The organism is Pseudomonas sp. BP01 (assembly GCF_022760795.1).
Taxonomy (GTDB): domain Bacteria; phylum Pseudomonadota; class Gammaproteobacteria; order Pseudomonadales; family Pseudomonadaceae; genus Aquipseudomonas; species Aquipseudomonas putida_Q.
Window position 1 is genome coordinate 22,613 of record NZ_JAFBKA010000015.1, and the last position, 21,427, is coordinate 44,039.

Below are 21,427 nucleotides of genomic sequence, written 5' to 3' on the forward strand. Positions count from 1 at the left end.
ATTGGGCCATCGGGGTTCCGGGCCGCAACTGCATCAGTCGCGGAAGTTGTTGAACTGCAGCGGCATGTCGAATTCCTTGGTGCGCAGCAGGGCAATGGCTTCCTGCAGGTCGTCACGCTTCTTGCCGGTTACCCGCACCTGCTCGCCCTGGATGGCGGCCTGTACTTTCAGCTTGCCATCCTTGATGGCGGCAACGATCTTCTTCGCCAGGTCCTTGTCAATGCCTTCGCGGAACTTGGCTTCCTGCTTCTTTTCCTTGCCGGAGGGGTACGGGTCCTTGGTTTCCAGGCATTTCACGTCGATCTTGCGCTTGACCAGTGCAAGGCGCAGGATTTCCAGCATCGCTTCGAGCTGGAACTCTTCCTCGGCGGTCAGCAGAACGGTCTGATCTTTTTCCTTGAACTCGAAGGTGCCCTTGCCTTTCAGGTCGTAACGCCGATCAAGTTCCTTGATGGCGTTATCAACGGCGTTCTGCACTTCGTGCTTGTCCAGTTCCGATACCACGTCGAACGAAGGCATGGTTGTTCTCCAAAAAATAAAGCGCGCTCGGTCTGAAGATGGAGCACGCTGAGTTAGACGGTTAAAATGCGGACTCATTATAACGGGTTGCGAAACGCATATGAGCAGCACCTGGCATATTCTCGGCGCCGGCAGCCTCGGCAGCCTGTGGGCTTGCCGCCTGGCGCGCGCAGGCAAGGCGGTGCGCCTGATCCTGCGTGACGGGCAACGGCTGCAGGCTTATCAGCAGGCCGGCGGCCTGACCCTGGTCGAGCAAGACCAGCCCCGCCACTACGCCATCCCGGCCGAAACCGCACAGGTGCAGGGCCCCATCCACCGCCTGCTGGTGGCGTGCAAGGCGTACGATGCCGCCCCGGCCATTGCCAGCGTGGCGCCGCGGCTGGCCGAGGGTGCCGAGGTACTGTTGCTGCAGAACGGCCTGGGCAGCCAGGACGAAGTGGCCGACCTGGTGCCCCACGCACGCTGCATCTTCGCCTCCAGCACCGAAGGGGCCTTTCGCGAGGGGGACTGGCAGGTGCAGTTTGCCGGCCACGGATTCAACTGGCTGGGCGACCCACGCAACCCGACAATCCCCGCCTGGTTCGATGACCTGCACGAAGCCGGCATCCCTGCCGAATGGACGGTCGATATCCTCACCCGCCTATGGCGCAAGCTGGCGCTCAACTGCGCCATCAACCCGCTGACCGTTCTGCACGAATGCCGGAACGGCGGGTTGCTTGGGCACCTGGGTGAAGTCGATGCGCTGTGCGCCGAACTGGTCCAGTTGCTGCGGCGCTGCGGCCAGCCGGAAGCGGCAGATGAGCTGAGCGAAGAAGTGCAGCGGGTGATCCTTGCCACTGCAGCCAACTACTCTTCCATGTACCAGGACGTGCGCGCGGGCCGACGCACCGAGGTGCACTACCTGCTCGGCCATGCCTGCCGGGCGGCCGGGCGCCACGGCCTGCAACTGCCACAGCTGGAACACTTGCTGCAGCGCCTGGTCGATAACTTGCGCATGCGTGGCTTGCCCTGCGACTGACGCGGCCCTTTCAACCGGATACGGACATTGCCTAGCCCATGACCTTGCGCCAACGCCTGGAAAACCTCCCGGTCGGGCAGAAGCTGCTGGCAGCCCTGCTGGTATTGCTGGTGACCATCCTGCTGGTGGCCAACCTCACCTTCATCAGCGCCGCCTACTGGATCACCCAGGAAAGCATGGCGCCGCAGGCACTGCAGACCATCGGCCGGCTGGTGGCCAACCCGCAGCTTGCGGCCCGCGCCGGTGACACCCCTGAAACCGCCAGCGCCCTGCTCAAGGAACTGGACAGCTACACGCCGCTGCGCGCCGCCGCCGTCTACGGCGGCGATGGGCGTATGCTGGCGCAATTGCAGCATGGCGAGCCGCTGGCCCTGCCCAAGCGTTTTCGCAACATCGACGGCTGGCGCCTGATGGAGTTTCGCAGCACCCAGCTGATCCGCATACCGCGCGACGCCAACCCGCCGGCGCACCTGCTGCTGGTGGCCAGCAGCGAGCTGCCCACGGCGTTCTACACCGGCACCCTGAGCGCCAGCATGGGCATCCTGGTGTTCAGCATCCTGCTGTGGATTGTGGTCGCCCGGCAAATAAAGCGCCTGATCACCCAGCCGATCAACCAACTCGAAGAGCTCAGCCGCCAGGTTACCCGTGAAGAGAGCTATGCCTTGCGCGCCAAGCGCGGCAATGACGACGAAATCGGCAGCCTGGCCGAAGCCTTCAACACCATGCTCTCGCGTATCGAAGGCCGCGAGCAGCAGCTGAAACGCGCGCGGGACGAATTCCAGAGCGCCTACGACCAGGCCCAGGGTCTGGCCGAGGAAACCCGCCATACCAACCGCAAGCTTGAGCTGGAAGTGCAGGTGCGCAGCAAGATCGAGAAAAAACTCACAGGCTTCCAGAACTATCTCAACAGCATCATCGACTCGATGCCCTCGGCGCTGATCGCCCTCGACGAACAGCTTTACGTGACCCAGTGGAACCACGAAGCCACGGTGCTTTCCGGTACGCCACTGGACGAAGCGCTGAACCAGCCGGTGTTCATCGCCTTCGAGCCGCTCAAGCCGTTCTTGCCGCAGTTGAAGGAAACCGTGGAAAAGCACCGGGTAGCGAAGATCGAGCGGGTCACATGGGCCAAGGGCGATGACCTGCGCCACTACGCCCTGACTTTCTACCCGCTGACCGGCGGCGGTGGGCGTGGCGTGGTCATCCGCATCGACGACATAACCCAGCGCCTGTCGCTGGAAGAGATGATGGTGCAATCCGAGAAGATGCTCTCGGTCGGAGGCCTGGCGGCGGGCATGGCCCACGAGATCAACAACCCGCTGGGCGCCATCTTGCACAACGTGCAGAACATCCGCCGGCGCCTGTCGCCCGAGCTACCGCGCAACCAGGAGCAGGCCGAAGAGCTGGGCATCGACCTGGCCACGGTCAATCGCTACCTGGACAGCCGCGAGGTGCCACAGTTGCTTGATGGCATTCAGCAGGCGGGTGCCAGGGCAGCGAAGATCGTCACTCACATGCTCAGCTTCAGCCGCCGCAGCAACCGCCAGTTGGCACCCTGCGACCTGCCGTCGCTGATCGACCAGGCGGTGGAAATTGCCGGCAATGACTTTGACCTGGCCATCGGCTTCGACTTCAAGGGCCAGGCCATCGTGCGCCAGTTCGACCCTGAACTGGGCCCGGTACCCTGCACCGCCAACGAACTGGAACAGGTACTGCTCAACCTGCTTAAAAACGCGGCTCAGGCCATCCACGTGCGGCCACAGCCCAGTGAGCCCGGGCGCATTACCCTGCGCACCCGGCTGAACCCGCCATGGGCAGAAATCCAGGTCGAGGACAATGGCGTTGGTATGCCCGAGGCGGTGCGCAAACGCACCTTCGAGCCGTTCTTCACCACCAAGGAAATCGGCCAGGGCACCGGCCTGGGCCTGTCGGTTTCGTATTTCATCATCACCAACAACCACAAGGGGCAGATGGAAGTGCAGTCCACGCCCGGCCAGGGCACCTGTTTTACCTTGCGCCTGCCCCTCGGCCAGCCGGCGACGCCGGCCAACACGGAGAAGTGATATGGGCTACCGCCTGTCGAAGATCTACACACGCACCGGCGACAAGGGCGAAACCGGCCTGGGCGACGGACGCCGGGTGCCCAAGGACCACCCACGGATCGAGGCGATTGGCGAGGTGGACAGCCTGAACAGCCAGTTGGGCCTGCTGCTGGCGGGGCTGGACGAGCAAGGTCTGGGCGAGGTGAGCGCCGTGCTGGTGCCGTGTCAGCACCGTTTGTTCGACCTGGGCGGTGAGCTGGCGATGCCGAGCTACCAGGCGTTGACCCTGGCAGAGGTGGAGCGCCTGGAGGCGGCCATCGATGTGTGGAACGAAGAGCTGGGGCCGTTGAAGAACTTCATCTTGCCCAGTGGTTCGGCGCTGGTGGCGCAGGCGCATGTGTGCCGCAGCCTGGCGCGCAGTGCGGAGCGGCGGTGCCAGCAGTTGAATGCCGTGGAGCCATTGGAAGGCGTTGGGTTGGCGTATATCAACCGGCTTTCCGATCTATTGTTCGTGGCGGCGCGGATCATCGGGCGCCGCCAAGGGGTAGCTGAGGTGTTGTGGCAGCCTGCGCCAAAGCCAGAGGGCTGATATTACCGGGGCTGCTTTGCAGCCCATCGCCGGCAAGCCAGCTCCCACAGGTTCATCATCAACCCGAAGGCAACGCTAAACCTGTGGGAGCTGGCTTGCCGGCGATGGGCCGCAAAGCGGCCCCCTTACTCAGGCCTCGGGCCAGAACGCCCGGATCCCGGCAACACCCTGTGCCCCCACTTCCCAGGCTTGCTCGCGCTGATCAGGCCCTACCCCACCCAGCAGGTAAACCGGCTTGTTGAACCCGGCAATCAACCGCTGCGCCTCATCCCATCCCAACGGCACCGCCTCGGGGTGAGTCTGGGTCGCCTGCACAGGCGACAAGGTGACAAAGTCCACCCCCATCTGTTCAGCAAGCGCCAGCTCCTCGGCGCAGTGGCAGGACGCCGCCAGCCAGCGCTCCTTGGGGAACGGCCGGCCCTTGGCAGCGTACTTGCGCAGTTGCGCGGCCGTCAGGTGCCAGCCGGCGGACGGGAAATCACCCAGCCATTCCAGCGGCCCCTTGAGCATCAGTTGCGCCTTGCCCCCACACAACCCGACTGCATCCACCGCCACATCACGGTACTTGGGGTCGTACATGTCCGGCGCCCGCAACTGGATCAGGCGAGTACCGTTGGCCACCGCCTTCTGGATGCCCTTGAGCATCTGCGGCACTTCCAGGCCGTCCGGGGTAATCAGGTACTGGTCTGGCAGCCGCGCCGCAGCAACGATGGGTTTGTTGGCTTCAGGAAATGCGTACTGCGACAGATCACGCGGGGCCACCCACTCCAACGGCTGCCCTTCTACGCCATGAGGTTCGCCCGTGAACGCTTCGACTTCGCGCACGTCCAGCAGCACTTGTTTGTCCGGGTAGTCATGGCTGACCTTGATCAGCGCACGCGAGCGGGTCACCTCGATGCCCAGCTCCTCGCGCAGCTCGCGGGCAAGCGCCGCTTCAACGCCTTCGCCCTCTTCCAGCTTGCCGCCGGGAAACTCCCACAGGCCGCCCTGGTGCTGGGTATCGGCCCTGCGTGCAATAAGAATGCGGCCATCAGTACCGCGAATGACCGCCGCTACAACATGTATCCGTTTCACCCTTCACGCTCCGCCAGGCCGGCCTGCTGCCACGCCTGGAAGGCTGGCCACTGATAAATGGTTTCGATGTAGGCTGCCGCCTCTGCCGGCACTTCCACGCGGTAGGTGCGCAAGCGCACGGCCACAGGAGCGAAGAAGGCATCGGCCAGGCTCGGCTTGCCGAACAGGAACGGGCCGCTGTCCTTGGCCACCACGCGGCATTCGGACCACAACGCGACGATACGGTCGATATCGACCTGCACGTCCAGCGGCACATTGTCCAGGGCCTGGTCACGCGACAGGTCGAACGGCATGGCACCGCGCAGGGCGAAGAAACCGCTATGCATCTGCGCGCAAGCCGAACGGGCCTGGGCGCGGGCAGCTGCATCGGCAGGCCACAGCTGGGCCTCGGGGTGCCGTTCGTTCAGGTATTCGGCGATGGCCAGAGAATCGGCGATCACACCGTGCTCGCTCTTGAGCAGTGGCACCTTGCCAGTGGAGGAAAAAGCGAGGATGCGCTGGCGGGTATCAGGCTGGTTCAGCTTGATCAGGGTTTCTTCGTAGGGCACGCCAGCCAGCTCGAGGGCCAGGGCGCCACGCAGCGACCAGGAGGAGTACAGCTTGTCGCCGATGATCAGGTGATAGCTCATGGTTCGGCTCCATCAGGTTTGTATTGCAAAACCCGCAGGCCGCTGCGCGGCCTTTCGCGGGCAAGCCCGCTCCTACAGGGACCGCACCGCTCCTGCAGGCATTGCAACACCTGTGGGAGCGGGCGTGCCCGCGAAGAGGCCTTCGGATCAGTAGATCAGGTACGGTACTCGGCGTTGATCTTCACGTACTCGTGGGACAGGTCGGTGGTCCAGATGGTTTCGCTGCACTGGCCACGGCCCAGTTCGATACGGATGGTGATCTCTTCCTGAGCCATCACTGCCGAACCCTGCGCTTCGGTGTAGCTCGGGTTGCGGCCGCCTTTGCTGGCGATGCACACGCTGTCCAGGTACACGTCGATCAGGCTCACATCCAGCTCTGGCACACCAGCACGGCCAACGGCGGCCAGAATACGGCCCCAGTTCGGGTCGGAGGCGAACAGTGCGGTCTTGATCAGTGGCGAGTGGGCCACGGCATAGCCGACGTCCAGGCATTCCTGGTGGTTGCCACCACCGTTGACCTGCACGGTCACGAACTTGGTCGCGCCTTCGCCGTCCCGGACGATGGCCTGGGCCACTTCCATGCACACTTCGAACACAGCCTTTTTCAGCGCTTCGAACAGCGCGCCGCTGGCTTCGGTCACTTCCGGCAGGTTGGCCTTGCCGGTGGCAATCAACATGCAGCAGTCGTTGGTCGAAGTGTCGCCATCAATGGTGATGCGGTTGAACGACTTGTTGGCGCCGTCCAGCATCAGGTCCTTGAGTACCGCCGGGGCAACCTTGGCGTCGGTAGCGATGTAGCCGAGCATGGTGGCCATGTTCGGGCGGATCATGCCTGCACCCTTGCTGATGCCAGTGACGGTAACAGTCACGCCATCATGCTGGAACTGACGGCTGGCACCCTTGGGCAGGGTGTCGGTGGTCATGATGCCGGTGGCGGCTTCAGCCCAGTGGTTTTCCGACAGGTTGTCGAGTGCGGCCTGCAGTGCCCCTTCGATCTTCTCGACCGGCAGTGGCTCGCCGATCACGCCGGTAGAGAACGGCAGTACAGACTCGGCCGGCACGCCAGCCAGCTCGGCCAGCTTGGCGCAGGTACGTTCGGCGGCGGCCAGGCCTGGCGCGCCGGTGCCTGCGTTGGCGTTACCGGTGTTGGTCAGCAGGTAGCGCACGGTGCCCTGTACACGCTGCTTGGACAGGATCACCGGCGCTGCGCAGAATGCGTTGAGGGTGAACACGCCAGCCACGCTGGAGCCTTCGGCGCAGCGCATGACCACAACATCCTTGCGCCCCGGGCGCTTGATGCCGGCAGAAGCGATGCCGAGTTCAAAACCCGGAACCGGGTGCAGGGTAGGCAAAGGACCAAGACCAACAGCCATTAGAGCGCTCCTAGAAAAACGATTGATTTCGAAAAGGGGCCGCTTCGCGCCCCATCGCGACACAAGGCCGCTCCCACAAGGACCGCGCCCATCCATGGACGAGCGCGGTACCTGTAGCAGCGGCCTTGTGTCGCGAAAGGGCCGCAAAGCGGCCCCAGGCTTTTTACAAATGTCAGGTCAGATCACTCGATCTGCCCGTGGCAATGCTTGAACTTCTTGCCCGAACCACACCAGCACGGTTCGTTGCGGCCCAGCTTCTGGTCGTTGCGCACCGGCGCTGCGGCGACCGCCACTTCAGCGCCCTCCTCGCTCAGTTGCTCGCTTTCCAGGCCCGGGGCAGGGGCATGCTGGAACTGCATGCGGCTGGCCAGTTCCTCGGCCTCGCGGCGCAGGCGTGCTTCCTCTTCGATCGGATCTTCGCGGCGAACCTGAACGTGCGACAGCACGCGGATGGTGTCGCGCTTGATCGACTCGAGCAGCTCCTGGAACAGGCTGAACGACTCGCGCTTGTACTCCTGCTTCGGGTTCTTCTGCGCATAGCCACGCAGGTGAATACCGTGGCGCAGGTGGTCCATGGTCGACAGGTGGTCTTTCCACAGGTCGTCCAGCACGCGCAGCAGGATCTGCTTCTCGAAGGTGCGCAGGGCGTCGATACCGGCCTGGTCTTCCTTCTCGGTGTAGGCGGTGGTGATTTCGTTCAGCAGCTTCTCGCGCAGGGTCTCCTCGTAGAGGTGATCGTCCTCGTCGAGCCACTGCTGGATCGGCAGTTTCATGGCGAAATCGCTGGCCAATGCAGCTTCAAGGCCGACCACGTCCCACTGCTCGGGCAGCGACTGCGGCGGGATGTGCTGGCTGATGGTAGCGTCCAGTACTTCCTTGCGGAATTCGACGATGGTGTCGCCGATATTCTCGGCGGCCAGCAGGCTGTTGCGCATGTGGTAGATCACCTTGCGCTGTTCGTTGGCCACGTCGTCGTATTCGAGCAATTGCTTGCGGATATCGAAGTTGCGGCCTTCGACCTTGCGCTGGGCCTTCTCGATGGCGTTGGTGACCATGCGGTGCTCGATGGCCTCGCCGGACTGCATGCCCAGTGCCTTCATGAAGTTCTTCACCCGGTCAGAGGCGAAGATGCGCATCAGGCTGTCTTCCAGCGACAGGTAGAAGCGGCTGGAGCCCGGATCACCCTGACGGCCCGAACGGCCACGCAGCTGGTTGTCGATACGGCGCGACTCGTGGCGCTCGGAAGCGATCACGTGCAAGCCGCCCGACTCGATCACTTGCTGGTGACGCTTCTGCCAGTCGGACTTGATCTGGGCGATCTGTTCGGCGGTGGGGTTTTCCAGGGTGGCCACTTCGGCTTCCCAGTTACCGCCCAACAGGATGTCGGTACCACGGCCGGCCATGTTGGTGGCGATGGTCAGTGCGCCCGGGGCACCGGCCTGTGCGATGATCTCGGCTTCTTTCTCGTGGTACTTGGCGTTCAGTACCTTGTGCTCGATACCTTCCTTGAGCAGCAGGTTCGACATGTGCTCGGAGGTTTCGATGGTGGCAGTACCCACCAGCACCGGGCGGCCATGGGTCATGCTTTCCTTGATGTCGGCGATGATTGCGGCGTATTTCTCGTCGGCGGTCAGGTACACCAGGTCGTTGAAGTCTTTACGTGCCAGCGGCTTGTTCGGCGGGATCACCATCACGTTCAGGCCGTAGATGGACTGGAACTCGAACGCTTCGGTGTCGGCGGTACCGGTCATGCCGGACAGCTTGGTGTACAGGCGGAAGTAGTTCTGGAAGGTGGTCGAAGCCAGGGTCTGGCTCTCGGCCTGGATATTCAGGTTTTCTTTTGCCTCGATGGCCTGGTGCAGGCCCTCGGACAGGCGACGGCCCGGCATGGTACGGCCGGTATGCTCGTCAATCAGCAGGACCTGGCCGTCCTGGACGATGTACTCGACGTTGCGGTGGAACAGCTTGTGCGCGCGCAGACCAGCGTAAACGTGGGTCAGCAGGCCCAGGTTATGCGCGGAATACAGGCTCTCGCCCTCGGCCAGCAGGCCGGCCTGGGTAAGCATTTCTTCGATGAACTGGTGACCGGCCTCGTTGAGCTCGACCTGGCGGCTCTTCTCGTCGATGGTGAAGTGGCCTTCCTGGGTAACCTGGCCTTCGACTTCTTCGATGTGCTGGGTCAGGCGCGGGATCAGGCGGTTGATCTCGATGTACAGCTTGGAGCTGTCTTCAGCCTGGCCGGAAATGATCAGCGGGGTACGCGCTTCATCGATGAGGATGGAGTCGACTTCGTCGATTACCGAGAAGTTGAGTTCACGCTGGAACTTCTCTTCCTGGCTGAACGCCATGTTGTCGCGCAGGTAGTCGAAACCGAATTCGTTGTTGGTGCCGTAGGTAATGTCGGACGCATAGGCGGCGCGCTTTTCTTCCGGCGGCTGGAAGGCCGAAACGATACCGACCGACAGGCCGAGGAACTCGTACAGCGGGCGCATCCAGTTGGCGTCACGGCGGGCCAGGTAGTCGTTGACGGTGACCACGTGCACGCCCTTGCCGGACAGTGCGTTGAGGTACACGGCCAAGGTACCGACCAAGGTCTTGCCTTCACCGGTACGCATTTCTGCGATCATACCCTCGTGCAGGGTCATGCCACCGATCAGCTGCACATCGAAGTGGCGCATGCCCATTACGCGCTTGCCGGCCTCTCGGGCCACGGCGAAGGCTTCAGGCAGCAATTGGTCCAGCGTCTCGCCTTTGGCCAGGCGCTCCTTGAACTCTGCGGTCTTGCCCCGCAGTTGCTCGTCGGAGAGGGCCACCATTTTCTCTTCGAAGGCATTGACGATACTCACCGTCTTGAGCATGCGTTTCACTTCACGCTCGTTCTTGCTTCCAAAAAGTTTTTTTAACAAAGGCGCAAACATATCGGCAGGATCTTCCACACGTAGGGATGGAGGGCGGCCCCATGAGTCGCCCGTGCAGCCCTGAGGCCGCATGCGAACGAGCATTCTACCCGGAAACGATGGTGAGGAAAGTGGTGGATTTCCACGATGCTATTACAGCGTTTTGGCAGGGGCCTGTCTTAGATAGGGGCATTTTCCCTGAGTTCAAGCCTTGGCAACATGAAAGCTATCGAGAACTAGTCTTATCTTGCCTGCACCGCCCTCTTCGCGGCGGTACAGGCGGCAGAGGTGTTAAACTGCTGCTCTTGTAACCTCATGCGTACCCAATGGCCTATAAACCCTCCCCTGCCCAGCCGCCCTCCGCATTGCTGCGCCAGGTGCGCCCTCTGCGCCTGCTGCTGAACCAGGCCGAGCGCCTGGAACACCTGCAGCGCCTGCTGGAAAGCCAGCTGCAACCGGCTGCCCGCGAGCACTGCCATGTCGCGTCATGGCGCGATGGCACGTTGTTGCTGGTGGTGACCGACGGCCATTGGGCAACCCGCCTGCGCTACCAGCAGAAGCGCCTGCTGGCGGCATTGCAGGCCATGGAAGCCTTCGGCAACCTTCGGCGCATCCTGTACAAGGTGCAGCCACCGCTGGTACCTGCCAAGCGGGGCGGGCATGCGGCAGAGCTGTCGAACAGCGCCGCCGAGAGCCTGCGTGACACCGCCGAAGGCATCACCGACGCCAAGCTGCGCGCAGCGCTGGAGCGGTTGGCCGCACACGCCAGGAACAAGCCATAAAAAAGGCCACCCGAAGGTGGCCTTGATACAACACTAGAGAGAGTGTTCGAACTTACACGGCCGCAACAGGGCGCATGTACGAGATCGGTGCCGTGCTGGCATCTTCGAAAGTGACCACTTCCCAGGCATCGGTTTCAGCAATCAGCTTGCGCAGCAGCTGGTTGTTCAGCGCGTGGCCGGACTTGTAGCCCTTGAACTCGCCGATCAGGCTGTTGCCCAGCAGATAGAGGTCGCCAATGGCGTCGAGGATCTTGTGCTTGACGAATTCGTCATCGGAACGAAGGCCGTCTGCGTTAAGCACACCGGTCTCGTCGACCACGATGGCGTTCTCGACACTGCCGCCCAGCGCAAGGTTGTGCTTGCGCAGGTACTCGATGTCACGCATGAAACCGAAGGTACGCGCGCGGCTGACTTCCTTCACAAACGAGGTGCTGGAGAAGTCGACGACCGCACTCTGGGTCTGGCCCTTGAGGACCGGGTGATCGAAGTCGATCTCAAAGCTCACCTTGAACCCTTCGAAAGGCAGGAACGTGGCGCGCTTGTCGCCCTCTTCCACGGTTACCTCACGCAGGATGCGGATGAACTTCTTGGCTGCGTCCTGTTCTTCCAGGCCGGCAGACTGAATCAGGAATACAAAGGGTCCGGCGCTGCCATCCATGATCGGCACTTCCGAGGCGGAGAGCTCGACGTAGGCGTTATCGATGCCCAGGCCCGCCATGGCGGAGAGCAGGTGCTCGACCGTATCGACCTTGACGTCACCGTTGACCAGCGTCGTCGACATGGTTGTCTCGCCGACGTTGGCCGCACGCGCAGGGATTTCGACCACAGGGTCGAGATCGGCGCGGCGGAAGACGATGCCGGTGTCCACAGGTGCAGGCTTGAGGGTCAGGTATACCTTCTCCCCAGAGTGCAGACCGATACCTGTGGCACGGATGGTATTCTTCAGGGTGCGTTGTTTAATCATGGCATTGGCCGCTTCAGCGCAAATTGCGAACAGGTATCAACAAAGGCTGGGGATGATAACAGACCCAACCTTTGATGAATACCAATCACCTTTATACCCCTGATAAATTCCATTAATCAGCCTGACGACGCAGGAAAGCCGGGATATCAAGGTAGTCCAGGTCATCCTGAGGGTTCAGTTTAGCGGCTGCAGCAGCACCTGCATGGGCCTGGTTGCGCATGACAGTCGGGCGCTCCAGGTCACGGTAGTTGACCGCTGGCTGCTCCTGGCGAACCGGTGCAGGGTTGGACGCTTCGTACGCCTGCTGGGCGGTCTGCAGGGTGTTATCGACCACTTTGACCGGCTTCTCGATACGCGCACCCAGGCCAGTGGCCACAACGGTCACGTGCAGTTCGTCGCGCATGTCCGGGTCGATCACGGTGCCGACCTTGACCATGGCGTGGTCAGAGGCGAAGGCTTCGATGATGCTACCCACATCGGAGTATTCACCCAGCGACAGGTCCGGGCCTGCGGTGATGTTCACGAGGATGCCACGGGCGCCCTGCAGGTTGACGTCTTCCAGCAGCGGGTTGCGGATCGCCGCCTCGGTGGCTTCACGCGCACGGTTCGGGCCGCTTGCACAGCCAGTACCCATCATCGCCATGCCCATTTCACCCATCACGGTACGCACGTCGGCGAAGTCGACGTTGATCATGCCAGGGCGTTTGATGATGTCGGAGATACCGCGAACGGCACCGGCCAGTACATCGTCGGCCTTGGCGAAGGCGGACAGCAGGCTGGCATCCTTGCCCAGGATGGTCAGCAGTTTCTCGTTGGGAATGGTGATCAACGAGTCGACGCTTTCAGCCAGCATGCGGATGCCTTCATCGGCGATCTGCATACGTTTGCGGCCTTCGAACGGGAACGGACGGGTCACCACGGCTACGGTGAGAATGCCCATTTCCTTGGCCACTTCGGCAATGATCGGCGCTGCACCGGTACCGGTGCCGCCACCCATGCCAGTGGTGATGAACACCATGTTGGTGCCCTGCAGCACTTCAGCGATGCGCTCACGGTCTTCCAGCGCAGCCTGACGGCCGACTTCCGGATTGGCACCGGCACCCAGGCCCTTGGTCACACCAGTGCCCAATTGCAGGATGGTGCGCGCGCCAATGCTTTTCAGCGCCTGAGCATCAGTGTTGGCGCAGATGAATTCCACGCCTTCGATGCTGCTCTTGACCATGTGGTTGACGGCGTTGCCGCCACCACCACCAACGCCGATCACCTTGATGACCGGACTTTGCGGGACGTTGTCTACGAGCTCGAACATTTTCCCTCTCCTTACAGTTCTCTAGTTGTTGCGCCTACCACTACTGCTTTGAAACTTAGAAGTTGCCCTGGACCCACTTCTTGAAGCGCTCAAGCACTGGGGCCTTCGGTTCATCGCCATAGCTGTTGTTGCTGCTGTTGGTGTTACCGGTCAGGATCAGGTCTTCGGACTGCTTCAGCAGACCGTAAGTGAGCAAGCCCACGCCGGTGGAATAGATCGGGTTGCGAACCACGTCGCTCAGCCCGCGAACGCTGTGCGGTACGCCCAGGCGTACCGGCATGTGGAAGATTTCCTCGGCCAGTTCCACGGCACCTTCCATCTTCGCGGTGCCGCCAGTGAGGACGATGCCGGCTGGCACCAGGTCCTCATAGCCGCTGCGGCGCAGCTCGGCCTGGATCAGGGTGAAGAGCTCGTCGTAACGTGGCTCCACCACCTCGGCCAGGGCCTGGCGCGACAGCTCGCGCGGTGGGCGGTCGCCCACGCTCGGCACCTTGATGGTCTCGCCGGCGCCAGCCAGTTTGGCCAGGGCGCAGGCGTAGCGGATCTTGATTTCTTCGGCGTACTGGGTAGGGGTACGCAGGGCCATGGCGATGTCGTTGGTCACCTGGTCGCCGGCAATCGGGATGACTGCGGTGTGACGGATGGCGCCCTCGGTGAAGATGGCGATGTCGGTAGTGCCGCCACCGATGTCCACCAGGCACACGCCCAGCTCTTTTTCATCGTCGGTCAGCACCGAGTAGGCCGAAGCCAGCTGCTCGAGGATGATGTCGTCGATTTCCAGGCCGCAGCGGCGTACGCATTTCTCGATGTTCTGCGCCGCGTTGACTGCGCAAGTGACCACATGGACCTTGGCTTCCAGGCGCACGCCGGACATGCCCAGTGGCTCGCGCACGCCTTCCTGGTTGTCGATCACGTAGTCTTGCGGCAGGGTGTGCAGCACGCGCTGGTCGGCCGGGATCGCCACGGCCTGGGCGGCGTCGAGTACACGTTCCAGGTCGGCCAGGCTGACCTCGCGGTCGCGGATGGCGACGATGCCGTGGGAGTTCAGGCTGCGGATGTGGTTGCCGGCTACCCCGACGAAGGCCGAGTGGATACGGCAGCCGGCCATCAGCTGCGCTTCTTCCACGGCGCGCTGGATCGACTGCACGGTGGACTCGATGTTCACCACCACGCCTTTCTTCAGACCGCGGGACGGATGGGTGCCGATCCCGACGATTTCCAGGGTGCCGTCTTCGCCCACTTCGCCCACCAGCGCCACCACCTTGGAGGTGCCAATGTCCAGCCCGACGATCATTTTGCCGCTATGCGCGTTTGCCATGGTCCTGCCTCTCTCTAATTCTTCGCAACGGCGGGTTGGGCCGTCGTCGGTGCAATCGGTTCCCGCCAACCAACGGCAAGTCCGTTGGAATAACGCAGATCAATGCGGGCGATAGTGGTGATCTGGTCTTTGAGTGTCTTGTCGTAAATGGCAATGAAACGGCGCATCTTCTCCACCAGATGGTCGCGCCCCAACAGCAGCTCGATACCTGGCCCGGCGCTGCTCGCACCGGTAGTCAGGAACCAGCTGCCTCGCTCGCGCAGCTCCAGGCGAGCGATGGAAAAGCCCAGAGGGCGCAGCATCTGGCTCAATACCTGATACTGCTGCATGACTTGTTGCTGAGCACGCTGCGGCCCCGCCAGCTGCGGCAGGTGCTCATAGTTAGCCAGTTCGCGCGGCGTGAAGGCCTGGCCCTGGTTGTTGAGCAGGGCTGCGTCACCCCAGCGTGCCACCGGCAGCTGTTCTTCCAGGCGGATCACCACCTCGTCAGGCCACACCCGGCGCACTTCGGCGTGGGCAATCCATGGCATCTGCTCGAGCTCCGCGCGCATCGCCGGCAGGTCGACGCTGAAGAAACTCGCCGCCACGTAGGGGGCGATGCGCTGCTGCACCGACTGCTGGCTGATGTAGCTCAGGTCGCCCTGCACGTCGATCTTGGTGATCGGCCGGTCGGCATAGGGCATCAGGCGAATGGCGCCCTCGTAGGCACCAAAGCCGGCCGCCACCAGCAGCACCGGCCACAGAAGGCGCTTGAGGCCTCCCAGGCTTGGCCGCGGCAGGCGCGCCGATACGGGCTCGTCGGCCACCAGCCGGCTGGCACCACGCGGCACCGGCTTGCTACGGCCGGTAACGGGTTGCTGCTGACGTATCATCGCGCCTTGCATGGTTGTTAACCTCGGGTCGTCACGCTTTCAGCCAGGATTGCCAGCACCAGTTGCTGGAAGTCCAGGCCGGCCGCGCGGGCCGCCATGGGCACCAGGCTATGATCAGTCATGCCCGGTGCGGTGTTGACTTCGAGCAGCCAGAACCGGCCCTGCTCGTCCTGCATCACGTCCAGCCGCCCCCAGCCTTCGATGCCGATGGCATCACAGGCGCGTGCGGTCAGGTCGATCAGTTCCTGTTCCTTGACGCTATCCAGGCCGCACGGGATGCGGTACTGGGTATCGTTGGCGATGTACTTGGCGTCGTAGTCGTAGAACACGTGCGGCGTACCCAGGGCGATCGGCGGCAGCACCTGGCCGCGCAAGACCGCGATGGTGAACTCCGGGCCGTGAATCCACTGCTCCACCAGTACCTGGGAATCGTATTTGGCGGCGTCCTGCCAGGCGGCGACCAGTTCCTGGGCGCTGTTCACCTTGGCCATGCCGATGCTAGAGCCTTCATGGGCGGGTTTGACGATAAGCGGGAAGCCCAGTTCCGTACTGGCCAACAAACAATCGTTTTCGCTCGCCAATACCGCGTGGCGCGGGGTCGGAATGCCCAGGCTCTGCCATACCTGCTTGGTACGCAGCTTGTCCATGGCCAGCGCCGAGGCAAGGATGCCACTGCCGGTGTAGGGGATGCCCAGGCATTCCAGCAAGCCCTGCATGCTGCCATCTTCACCGCCACGGCCGTGCAGGATGATGAACGCACGGTCGATCTTCTCGCTTTGCAGGCGCTCGAGCAGGTCATCTCCCACGTCGATGGCGACTACGTCGACGCCGGCAGTGGTCAGCGCGTCGATCACCGCAGCGCCGGACTTCAGCGACACTTCACGCTCGGCGCTCTTGCCACCGTACAGCACGGCGACACGGCCGAACGCCTTGACGTCCAGGGTCGAGTGCAACTTTTCGTAGGCGCTGGTCATTTCGACTTCTCCTGCTTGGCGCCTGCGAACAGCGGGCTTTTCATCAACTGCGGGGCCAGGCCACCGACATCACCGGCACCCTGGCAGATCAGGATGTCGCCAGCGCGCAGCAGTGGCTTGACCAGCGGCGCCAGCTCGGCGCCGCGCTCGATGTAGATCGGGTCCAGTTTGCCGCGCTGGCGGATGCTGTGGCACAGCTGACGGCTGTCGGCACCGGGGATCGGCTCTTCGCCAGCCGGGTAGACTTCCATCAGCAGCAGCACGTTTGCATCGCCCAGCACCTGGACGAAATCGTCGTACAGGTCGCGGGTGCGGCTATAGCGGTGCGGCTGGTAGACGATCACCAGGCGGCGGCTAGGCCAGCCACCGCGCACGGCCTTGATCACCGCAGCCACTTCGGTCGGGTGGTGGCCGTAGTCGTCGACCAGCATCACGCTGCCGCCTTCGACCGGCAGTTCGCCGTACACCTGGAAGCGTCGGCCAACACCCTGGAAGCCCGACAGGCCCTGGACGATGGCCTCGTCAGTGATGCCTTCGTCAGTGGCGATGGCAATGGTGGCCAGGGCGTTGAGCACGTTGTGGTTACCGGGCATGTTCACCGACACTTCCAGCGGCTCGCAGTCACGGCGCAGCACGGTGAAGTGGGTCTGCATGCCCTGCTGGCGCACGTTGATGGCGCGGATGTCGGCCTCTTCGCTGAAGCCGTAGGTCACGGTCGGGCGTTTCACCTGCGGCAGGATCTCGCGCACCACCGGGTCGTCCAGGCACATCACGGCCAGGCCGTAGAACGGCAGGTTGTGCAGGAACTCGACGAAGGTTTTCTTCAGCTTGTTGAAGTCACCTTCGTAGGTCGCCATGTGGTCGGCGTCGATATTGGTGACCACGGCCACCATTGGCTGCAGGTGCAGGAAGCTGGCGTCGCTCTCGTCCGCTTCGGCGATCAGGTAGCGGCTGGTGCCCAGCTGGGCATTGGTACCGGCAGCAGTCAGACGGCCACCGATGACGAAGGTCGGGTCCAGGCCACCGGCGGCGAACACCGAAGCCAGCAGGCTGGTGGTGGTGGTCTTGCCGTGGGTACCAGCAACGGCCACGCCATGACGGTAGCGCATCAGCTCGGCGAGCATCTCGGCACGCGGCACCACCGGAATCCGCCGCTCAAGGGCGGTAGCCACTTCCGGGTTGGCCGGGTTGATGGCACTGGACACGACCAGCACGTCAGCGGTTGCGGCGTTCTCGGCGCGGTGGCCGACGAAGATCTCGGCGCCGAACGATTCCAGGCGCTCGGTCACCGGCGAGGCTTTCAGGTCCGAGCCGGACACTTCATAGCCCAGGTTCAGCAACACTTCGGCAATGCCGCACATGCCCACGCCGCCGATACCGACGAAGTGAATACGGCGGATACGGCCCATCTTGGGCTGGGGCATGGCTTTCTGGCTCTCAACCATGGGCCACCTCCAGGCAGATATCGACCACGGTGCTGGTTGCAGCAGGTTTGGCCAGGCGCCGTGCGGTGCCTGCCATGACGTTGAGTTTCTCGGGTTGCATCAGCACCTCGTTCAGGCGTTCAGCGAGCTGCGCTGCGCCAGTTGTCGCTTGTGGCATCAGGAAGGCAGCGCCTTCGCGGGCCAGATATTGGGCATTGTGGGTCTGGTGGTCGTCGATGGCGTGGGGCAAAGGCACCAGCAGCGAAGGCAGGCCCGCTGCCGCCAGCTCGCTGACAGTCAGGGCACCCGCCCGGCATACCACCATATCGGCCCAGCCATAGGCCTGGGCCATGTCCTTGATGAAGGGCTCTACCTGAGCCTCGACGCCCACCTCGTGATAACGCTCGGCGGTGATTGGCGCGTGTTGCTTGCCGGCCTGGTGGAACACCTCTGGCCGCAGCGCGGCAGGGACTTCGGACAGGGCCTTAGGCAACAATTTGTTCAATGGTTCCGCACCCAGGCTGCCACCGAGCACCAGCAGGCGCGCACGGCGCTGGGCCAGGGGCGCGCGTTGTGCATCCATGAACAGCTCCGGGCGTACCGGGTTGCCGGTGGTACGACGCTTGTCGCTCGCCTCGAAGGTGTTCGGGAAAGCTTCGCAGACCCGCGCAGACAGTGGCACCAGCAACCGATTGGCGGTACCGGCACGGGCGTTCTGCTCATGGATCACCAGCGGCACGCCGCACAGCCGCGCAGCCACACCGCCAGGGCCGGTCACGTAGCCGCCAAAGCCCAGTACGCATACCGGTTTGAGCTGGCGAATGATGCGTCGCGCCTGCAGCACGGCCTTGACCAGGGTGAACGGCGCCTTGAGCAGCGACAGCTTGCCTTTGCCGCGCAGGCCGCTGACCTGGATCAGGTGCAGTGGCAGGCCAGCCTGGGGCACCAGCTCGTTCTCGATGCCACGCGGGGTGCCCAGCCAGTGCACGGTAAAACCACGCGCCTGGAACTCACGGGCGCAGGCCAGGGCCGGGAATACGTGGCCCCCGGTGCCGCCCGCCATGATCAGTATGTTCTTGCCGTCAGCGGCCATGACTGGTCTCCTCGGCAAAATCGCTTTCGCTGAACTCATGTTCCTCGCTACCCAGATGCGTGCGGCTCTCCCACTCGATACGCAGCAACAGGCCCACGCAGGCGCAGCAGATCACCAGCGAACTGCCCCCGTAGCTAAGGAACGGCAGGGTCAGGCCCTTGGTTGGCAGCAGGCCGACGTTCACCCCGATGTTGATCAGGAACTGGCCGATCCACAGGAACGCCAGGCCGAAGGCCACATAGGCGGCAAAGAACTGCTTGGCTTTTTCGGCCCATAGGCCGATGTACAGGGCACGCACAGTCACGAACACGAACAGTGCAATGGTCAGCAGCGAGCCAACCACGCCCAGTTCTTCGGCCAGTACCGAGAACACGAAGTCAGTGTGCGCTTCGGGCAGGTAGAACTGCTTCTGCACGCTGTTGCCCAGGCCAACGCCCAGCCACTCGCCGCGGCCGAAGGCGATCAGTGCCTGGGTCAGCTGGTAGCCCGAGCCGAACTGGTCGGACCATGGGTCGGTAAAGGTGATGAGCCGCGCCATCCGGTAGGGCTGCGCCTGTACCAGCACAAACACCGCCAGTACCGCCAACACCACCATGAGGCTGAAGCGGAACAGCCCCACCCCGCCGAGGAACAGCATGGCCGCCGCCGCGCCCATCATCACCACGGTGGCACCGAAGTCCGGCTCCATCAGCAGCAGGGCGGCCATGGGCAGCAGCACGATGAACGGCTTGAAGAAGCCCATCCAGGTTTCGCGCACTTCGGTCTGCCGGCGCACCAAGTAACCCGCCAGGTAGACGACCACGAACACCTTGGCGATTTCCGAAGGCTGGACGTTGAAGAAGCTGAAGCCGATCCAGCGCATGGAGCCGTTCACTTCGCGGCCGATACCCGGCACCAGCACCAGCACCAGCAGGCCGAAGGCGCCCAGCAGCATCATGAAGCCCATGCGCTGCCAGGTGGCGATCGGCACCAGCATGGTCGCGCCGCAGGCAACCAGGCCAAGGAACACGTAAACCAGGTGGCGGAACATGTGGTAAAGCGGGTTGCCCGACTGCACCGCGGCCACTTCCGAGGACGCCGAGGTGATCATCACCAGGCCCAGGCCAAGCAAGGCCAGGCAGCCGGCGAGCATCGGGAAGTCCAGGTCGATGCCACGACCGCTGATCAGCGGCGACGGGTAGGGCTTGAAGATGCCGAAGATCATGCAAGACCTCCCGCTGCCTGGGCAAACAGGCGCCCGCGCTCTTCAAAGTTCTTGAACATGTCGAGGCTGGCGCACGCCGGCGACAGCAGCACCGCATCGCCGGCCTGGGCCAGTTCGGCACACTGCTGCACGGCGTCGTCGAGTGTCTTGACCCGTACCAGCGGCACGTCATCACCCAACGCTTCGGCCAGGCGCTCGGCATCACGGCCAAGCAATACCACGGCGCGGCAGAACCGCTTGACTGGCTCGCGCAGCGCAGTGAATTCGGCACCTTTGCCGTCGCCACCGGCGATCAGCACCAGCTTGCCTTCGATATCGGCACCCAGGCCTTCGATGGCAGCCAGGGCGGCACCGACATTGGTGGCCTTGGAATCGTCATACCAGTTCACGCCATTACGCTCGCGTACCCACTGGCAACGGTGAGCCAGGCCACCGAACTCGCGCAGGGCTTCGAGCATGGGCGCGAACGGCAGCCCGGCGGCATGCCCCAGGGCCAGCGCCGCCAGGGCGTTGCTCTGGTTGTGGGCACCGCGAACCTTCAGCTCGCGCGCCGGCATCAGCGCCTGGAACTCGAACGCCAGGTGCTTTTCACCGTCCACTTCACGCAGGCCAAAGGCCTTGAAGTCGGGTTGGTTGAGGCCGAAAGTCCAGCATGGACGGCCTTCCACCGGCAGTGGCCGGCTCAGGGCGTCCTGGCGGTTGACCACCACCTGGCGGGCACCGCGGAAAATCCGGTGTTTGGCCAGGTGATAGGCCGGCAGGCCGCTGTAGCGGTCCATGTGGTCTTCGCTGATGTTAAGCACGGTGGCCACTTCGGCGTTCAGCTGGTCGGTGGTTTCCAGTTGGAAACTGGACAGCTCAAGCACGTAAAGCTCGACATCATCAGCCAGCAAGTCCAGCGCCGGGGTACCGAGGTTGCCGCCCACGGCCACGCGCTTGCCTGCCTTGACGGCCATTTCGCCGACCAGCGTGGTGACGGTGCTCTTGGCGTTGGAACCGCTGATGGCAACAATCGGTGCCTTCGCGTGGTGGGCGAACAGCTCGATATCACCGGACAGCTTCACGCCACGCGCGGCTGCCTGCTGCAGGGCCGGGGTGGCCAAGGCCAGGCCGGGGCTCACGTACAGCTCGTTGGCGCGGCACAGGAAGTCCACGTCCAGTTCACCACAGCGCACTTCCACCTGCGGGTAATCACGGCGCAGGGTGTCCAGTTCCGGCGGTTGCTCGCGGGTGTCGGCGACCGCAAAGGCAATGCCCCGGCTCGCCAGGAAGCGAACCAGGGACATGCCGCTCTTGCCGAGGCCGACAACGATGCGGAATTGGTCGGAAGCGATCAAAGACACACT

At 63.2% G+C, this 21,427-nt stretch carries 18 protein-coding genes; 4 read left to right on the top strand and 14 right to left on the bottom strand.

Annotated features, from left to right (window positions below):
* Positions 1 to 33: 33 nt before the first annotated feature.
* On the bottom strand, positions 34 to 519 hold the full coding sequence (locus tag JOY50_RS15035; protein ID WP_016395531.1) for a YajQ family cyclic di-GMP-binding protein: 486 nt from the start codon (positions 517 to 519) through the stop codon (positions 34 to 36).
* A 100-nt stretch (positions 520 to 619) separates the two neighbouring features.
* Here JOY50_RS15035 and JOY50_RS15040 point away from each other — a divergent pair, with 100 nt between their 5' ends.
* The 3 genes from JOY50_RS15040 to JOY50_RS15050 are packed head-to-tail and all read left to right on the top strand — an operon-like array spanning position 620 to position 4,168.
* A complete protein-coding gene (locus JOY50_RS15040; RefSeq protein ID WP_132842375.1) occupies positions 620 to 1,537 on the top strand; it encodes a putative 2-dehydropantoate 2-reductase in 918 nt (305 codons plus the stop codon).
* Between the two features lie 38 nt (positions 1,538 to 1,575).
* Positions 1,576 to 3,600, top strand: coding sequence for an ATP-binding protein (locus tag JOY50_RS15045; protein ID WP_132842377.1), 2,025 nt, complete (start codon positions 1,576 to 1,578; stop codon positions 3,598 to 3,600).
* Position 3,601: 1 nt separating this feature from the next.
* Positions 3,602 to 4,168, top strand: a complete 567-nt coding sequence (locus tag JOY50_RS15050; RefSeq protein ID WP_019471524.1) for a cob(I)yrinic acid a,c-diamide adenosyltransferase — start codon at positions 3,602 to 3,604, stop codon at positions 4,166 to 4,168.
* A gap of 129 nt (positions 4,169 to 4,297) precedes the next feature.
* Here JOY50_RS15050 and JOY50_RS15055 read toward each other — a convergent pair whose 3' ends face one another.
* From JOY50_RS15055 to secA, 4 genes are all read right to left on the bottom strand, one after another.
* A complete protein-coding gene (locus JOY50_RS15055) occupies positions 4,298 to 5,242 on the bottom strand; it encodes a Nudix family hydrolase (protein WP_132842380.1) in 945 nt (314 codons plus the stop codon).
* Positions 5,239 to 5,871, bottom strand: coding sequence for a glutathione S-transferase family protein (locus JOY50_RS15060; RefSeq protein ID WP_132842382.1), 633 nt, complete (start codon positions 5,869 to 5,871; stop codon positions 5,239 to 5,241). Before JOY50_RS15060 ends, JOY50_RS15055 begins: the two co-directional genes overlap by 4 nt.
* Before the next feature lie 155 nt (positions 5,872 to 6,026).
* The gene (gene argJ / locus JOY50_RS15065; RefSeq protein WP_132842384.1) at positions 6,027 to 7,244 is read right to left on the bottom strand and encodes a bifunctional glutamate N-acetyltransferase/amino-acid acetyltransferase ArgJ; all 1,218 of its coding nucleotides are present in this window, start codon (positions 7,242 to 7,244) and stop codon (positions 6,027 to 6,029) included.
* Positions 7,245 to 7,426: 182 nt separating this feature from the next.
* Positions 7,427 to 10,162: a preprotein translocase subunit SecA gene (gene secA / locus JOY50_RS15070; protein ID WP_019471520.1), complete on the bottom strand. Its 2,736-nt coding sequence runs from the start codon at positions 10,160 to 10,162 to the stop codon at positions 7,427 to 7,429.
* 305 nt (positions 10,163 to 10,467) lie between these two features.
* Between secA and JOY50_RS15075 the strand changes: the two genes are divergently transcribed.
* Positions 10,468 to 10,923 (top strand): DUF721 domain-containing protein, encoded by a 456-nt coding sequence (locus JOY50_RS15075; RefSeq protein WP_132842388.1) that lies wholly within the window; start codon positions 10,468 to 10,470, stop codon positions 10,921 to 10,923.
* Between the two features lie 52 nt (positions 10,924 to 10,975).
* On the opposite strand, the gene lpxC is transcribed toward JOY50_RS15075, so the two are convergent.
* The 9 genes from lpxC to murD form a co-directional block, all read right to left on the bottom strand.
* A complete protein-coding gene (gene lpxC / locus JOY50_RS15080; RefSeq protein ID WP_016498054.1) occupies positions 10,976 to 11,887 on the bottom strand; it encodes a UDP-3-O-acyl-N-acetylglucosamine deacetylase in 912 nt (303 codons plus the stop codon).
* Positions 11,888 to 11,999: 112 nt separating this feature from the next.
* Complete coding sequence (gene ftsZ / locus JOY50_RS15085; protein WP_016488958.1) at positions 12,000 to 13,196, bottom strand: cell division protein FtsZ; 1,197 nt, start codon at positions 13,194 to 13,196, stop codon at positions 12,000 to 12,002.
* Between the two features lie 55 nt (positions 13,197 to 13,251).
* Positions 13,252 to 14,514 carry a cell division protein FtsA gene (gene ftsA, locus JOY50_RS15090; RefSeq protein WP_016488959.1) on the bottom strand — a complete coding sequence of 421 codons (1,263 nt, stop codon included), beginning with the start codon at positions 14,512 to 14,514 and terminating at the stop codon, positions 13,252 to 13,254.
* Between the two features lie 14 nt (positions 14,515 to 14,528).
* Entirely contained in the window at positions 14,529 to 15,398 is an 870-nt protein-coding gene (locus JOY50_RS15095; protein ID WP_003251865.1) for a cell division protein FtsQ/DivIB, read from the bottom strand.
* A gap of 5 nt (positions 15,399 to 15,403) precedes the next feature.
* On the bottom strand, positions 15,404 to 16,360 hold the full coding sequence (locus JOY50_RS15100) for a D-alanine--D-alanine ligase (protein ID WP_019471517.1): 957 nt from the start codon (positions 16,358 to 16,360) through the stop codon (positions 15,404 to 15,406).
* Complete coding sequence (gene murC, locus JOY50_RS15105) at positions 16,357 to 17,805, bottom strand: UDP-N-acetylmuramate--L-alanine ligase (RefSeq protein ID WP_019471516.1); 1,449 nt, start codon at positions 17,803 to 17,805, stop codon at positions 16,357 to 16,359. The genes JOY50_RS15100 and murC overlap by 4 nt, the downstream gene beginning before the upstream one ends.
* Positions 17,798 to 18,877 (bottom strand): undecaprenyldiphospho-muramoylpentapeptide beta-N-acetylglucosaminyltransferase, encoded by a 1,080-nt coding sequence (murG, locus tag JOY50_RS15110; protein WP_019471515.1) that lies wholly within the window; start codon positions 18,875 to 18,877, stop codon positions 17,798 to 17,800. The genes murC and murG overlap by 8 nt, the downstream gene beginning before the upstream one ends.
* On the bottom strand, positions 18,867 to 20,081 hold the full coding sequence (gene ftsW / locus JOY50_RS15115; RefSeq protein ID WP_016488963.1) for a putative lipid II flippase FtsW: 1,215 nt from the start codon (positions 20,079 to 20,081) through the stop codon (positions 18,867 to 18,869). Before ftsW ends, murG begins: the two co-directional genes overlap by 11 nt.
* Positions 20,078 to 21,424 (bottom strand): UDP-N-acetylmuramoyl-L-alanine--D-glutamate ligase, encoded by a 1,347-nt coding sequence (gene murD / locus JOY50_RS15120; protein ID WP_132842635.1) that lies wholly within the window; start codon positions 21,422 to 21,424, stop codon positions 20,078 to 20,080. The genes ftsW and murD overlap by 4 nt, the downstream gene beginning before the upstream one ends.
* Between the last annotated feature and the right edge of the window lie 3 nt (positions 21,425 to 21,427).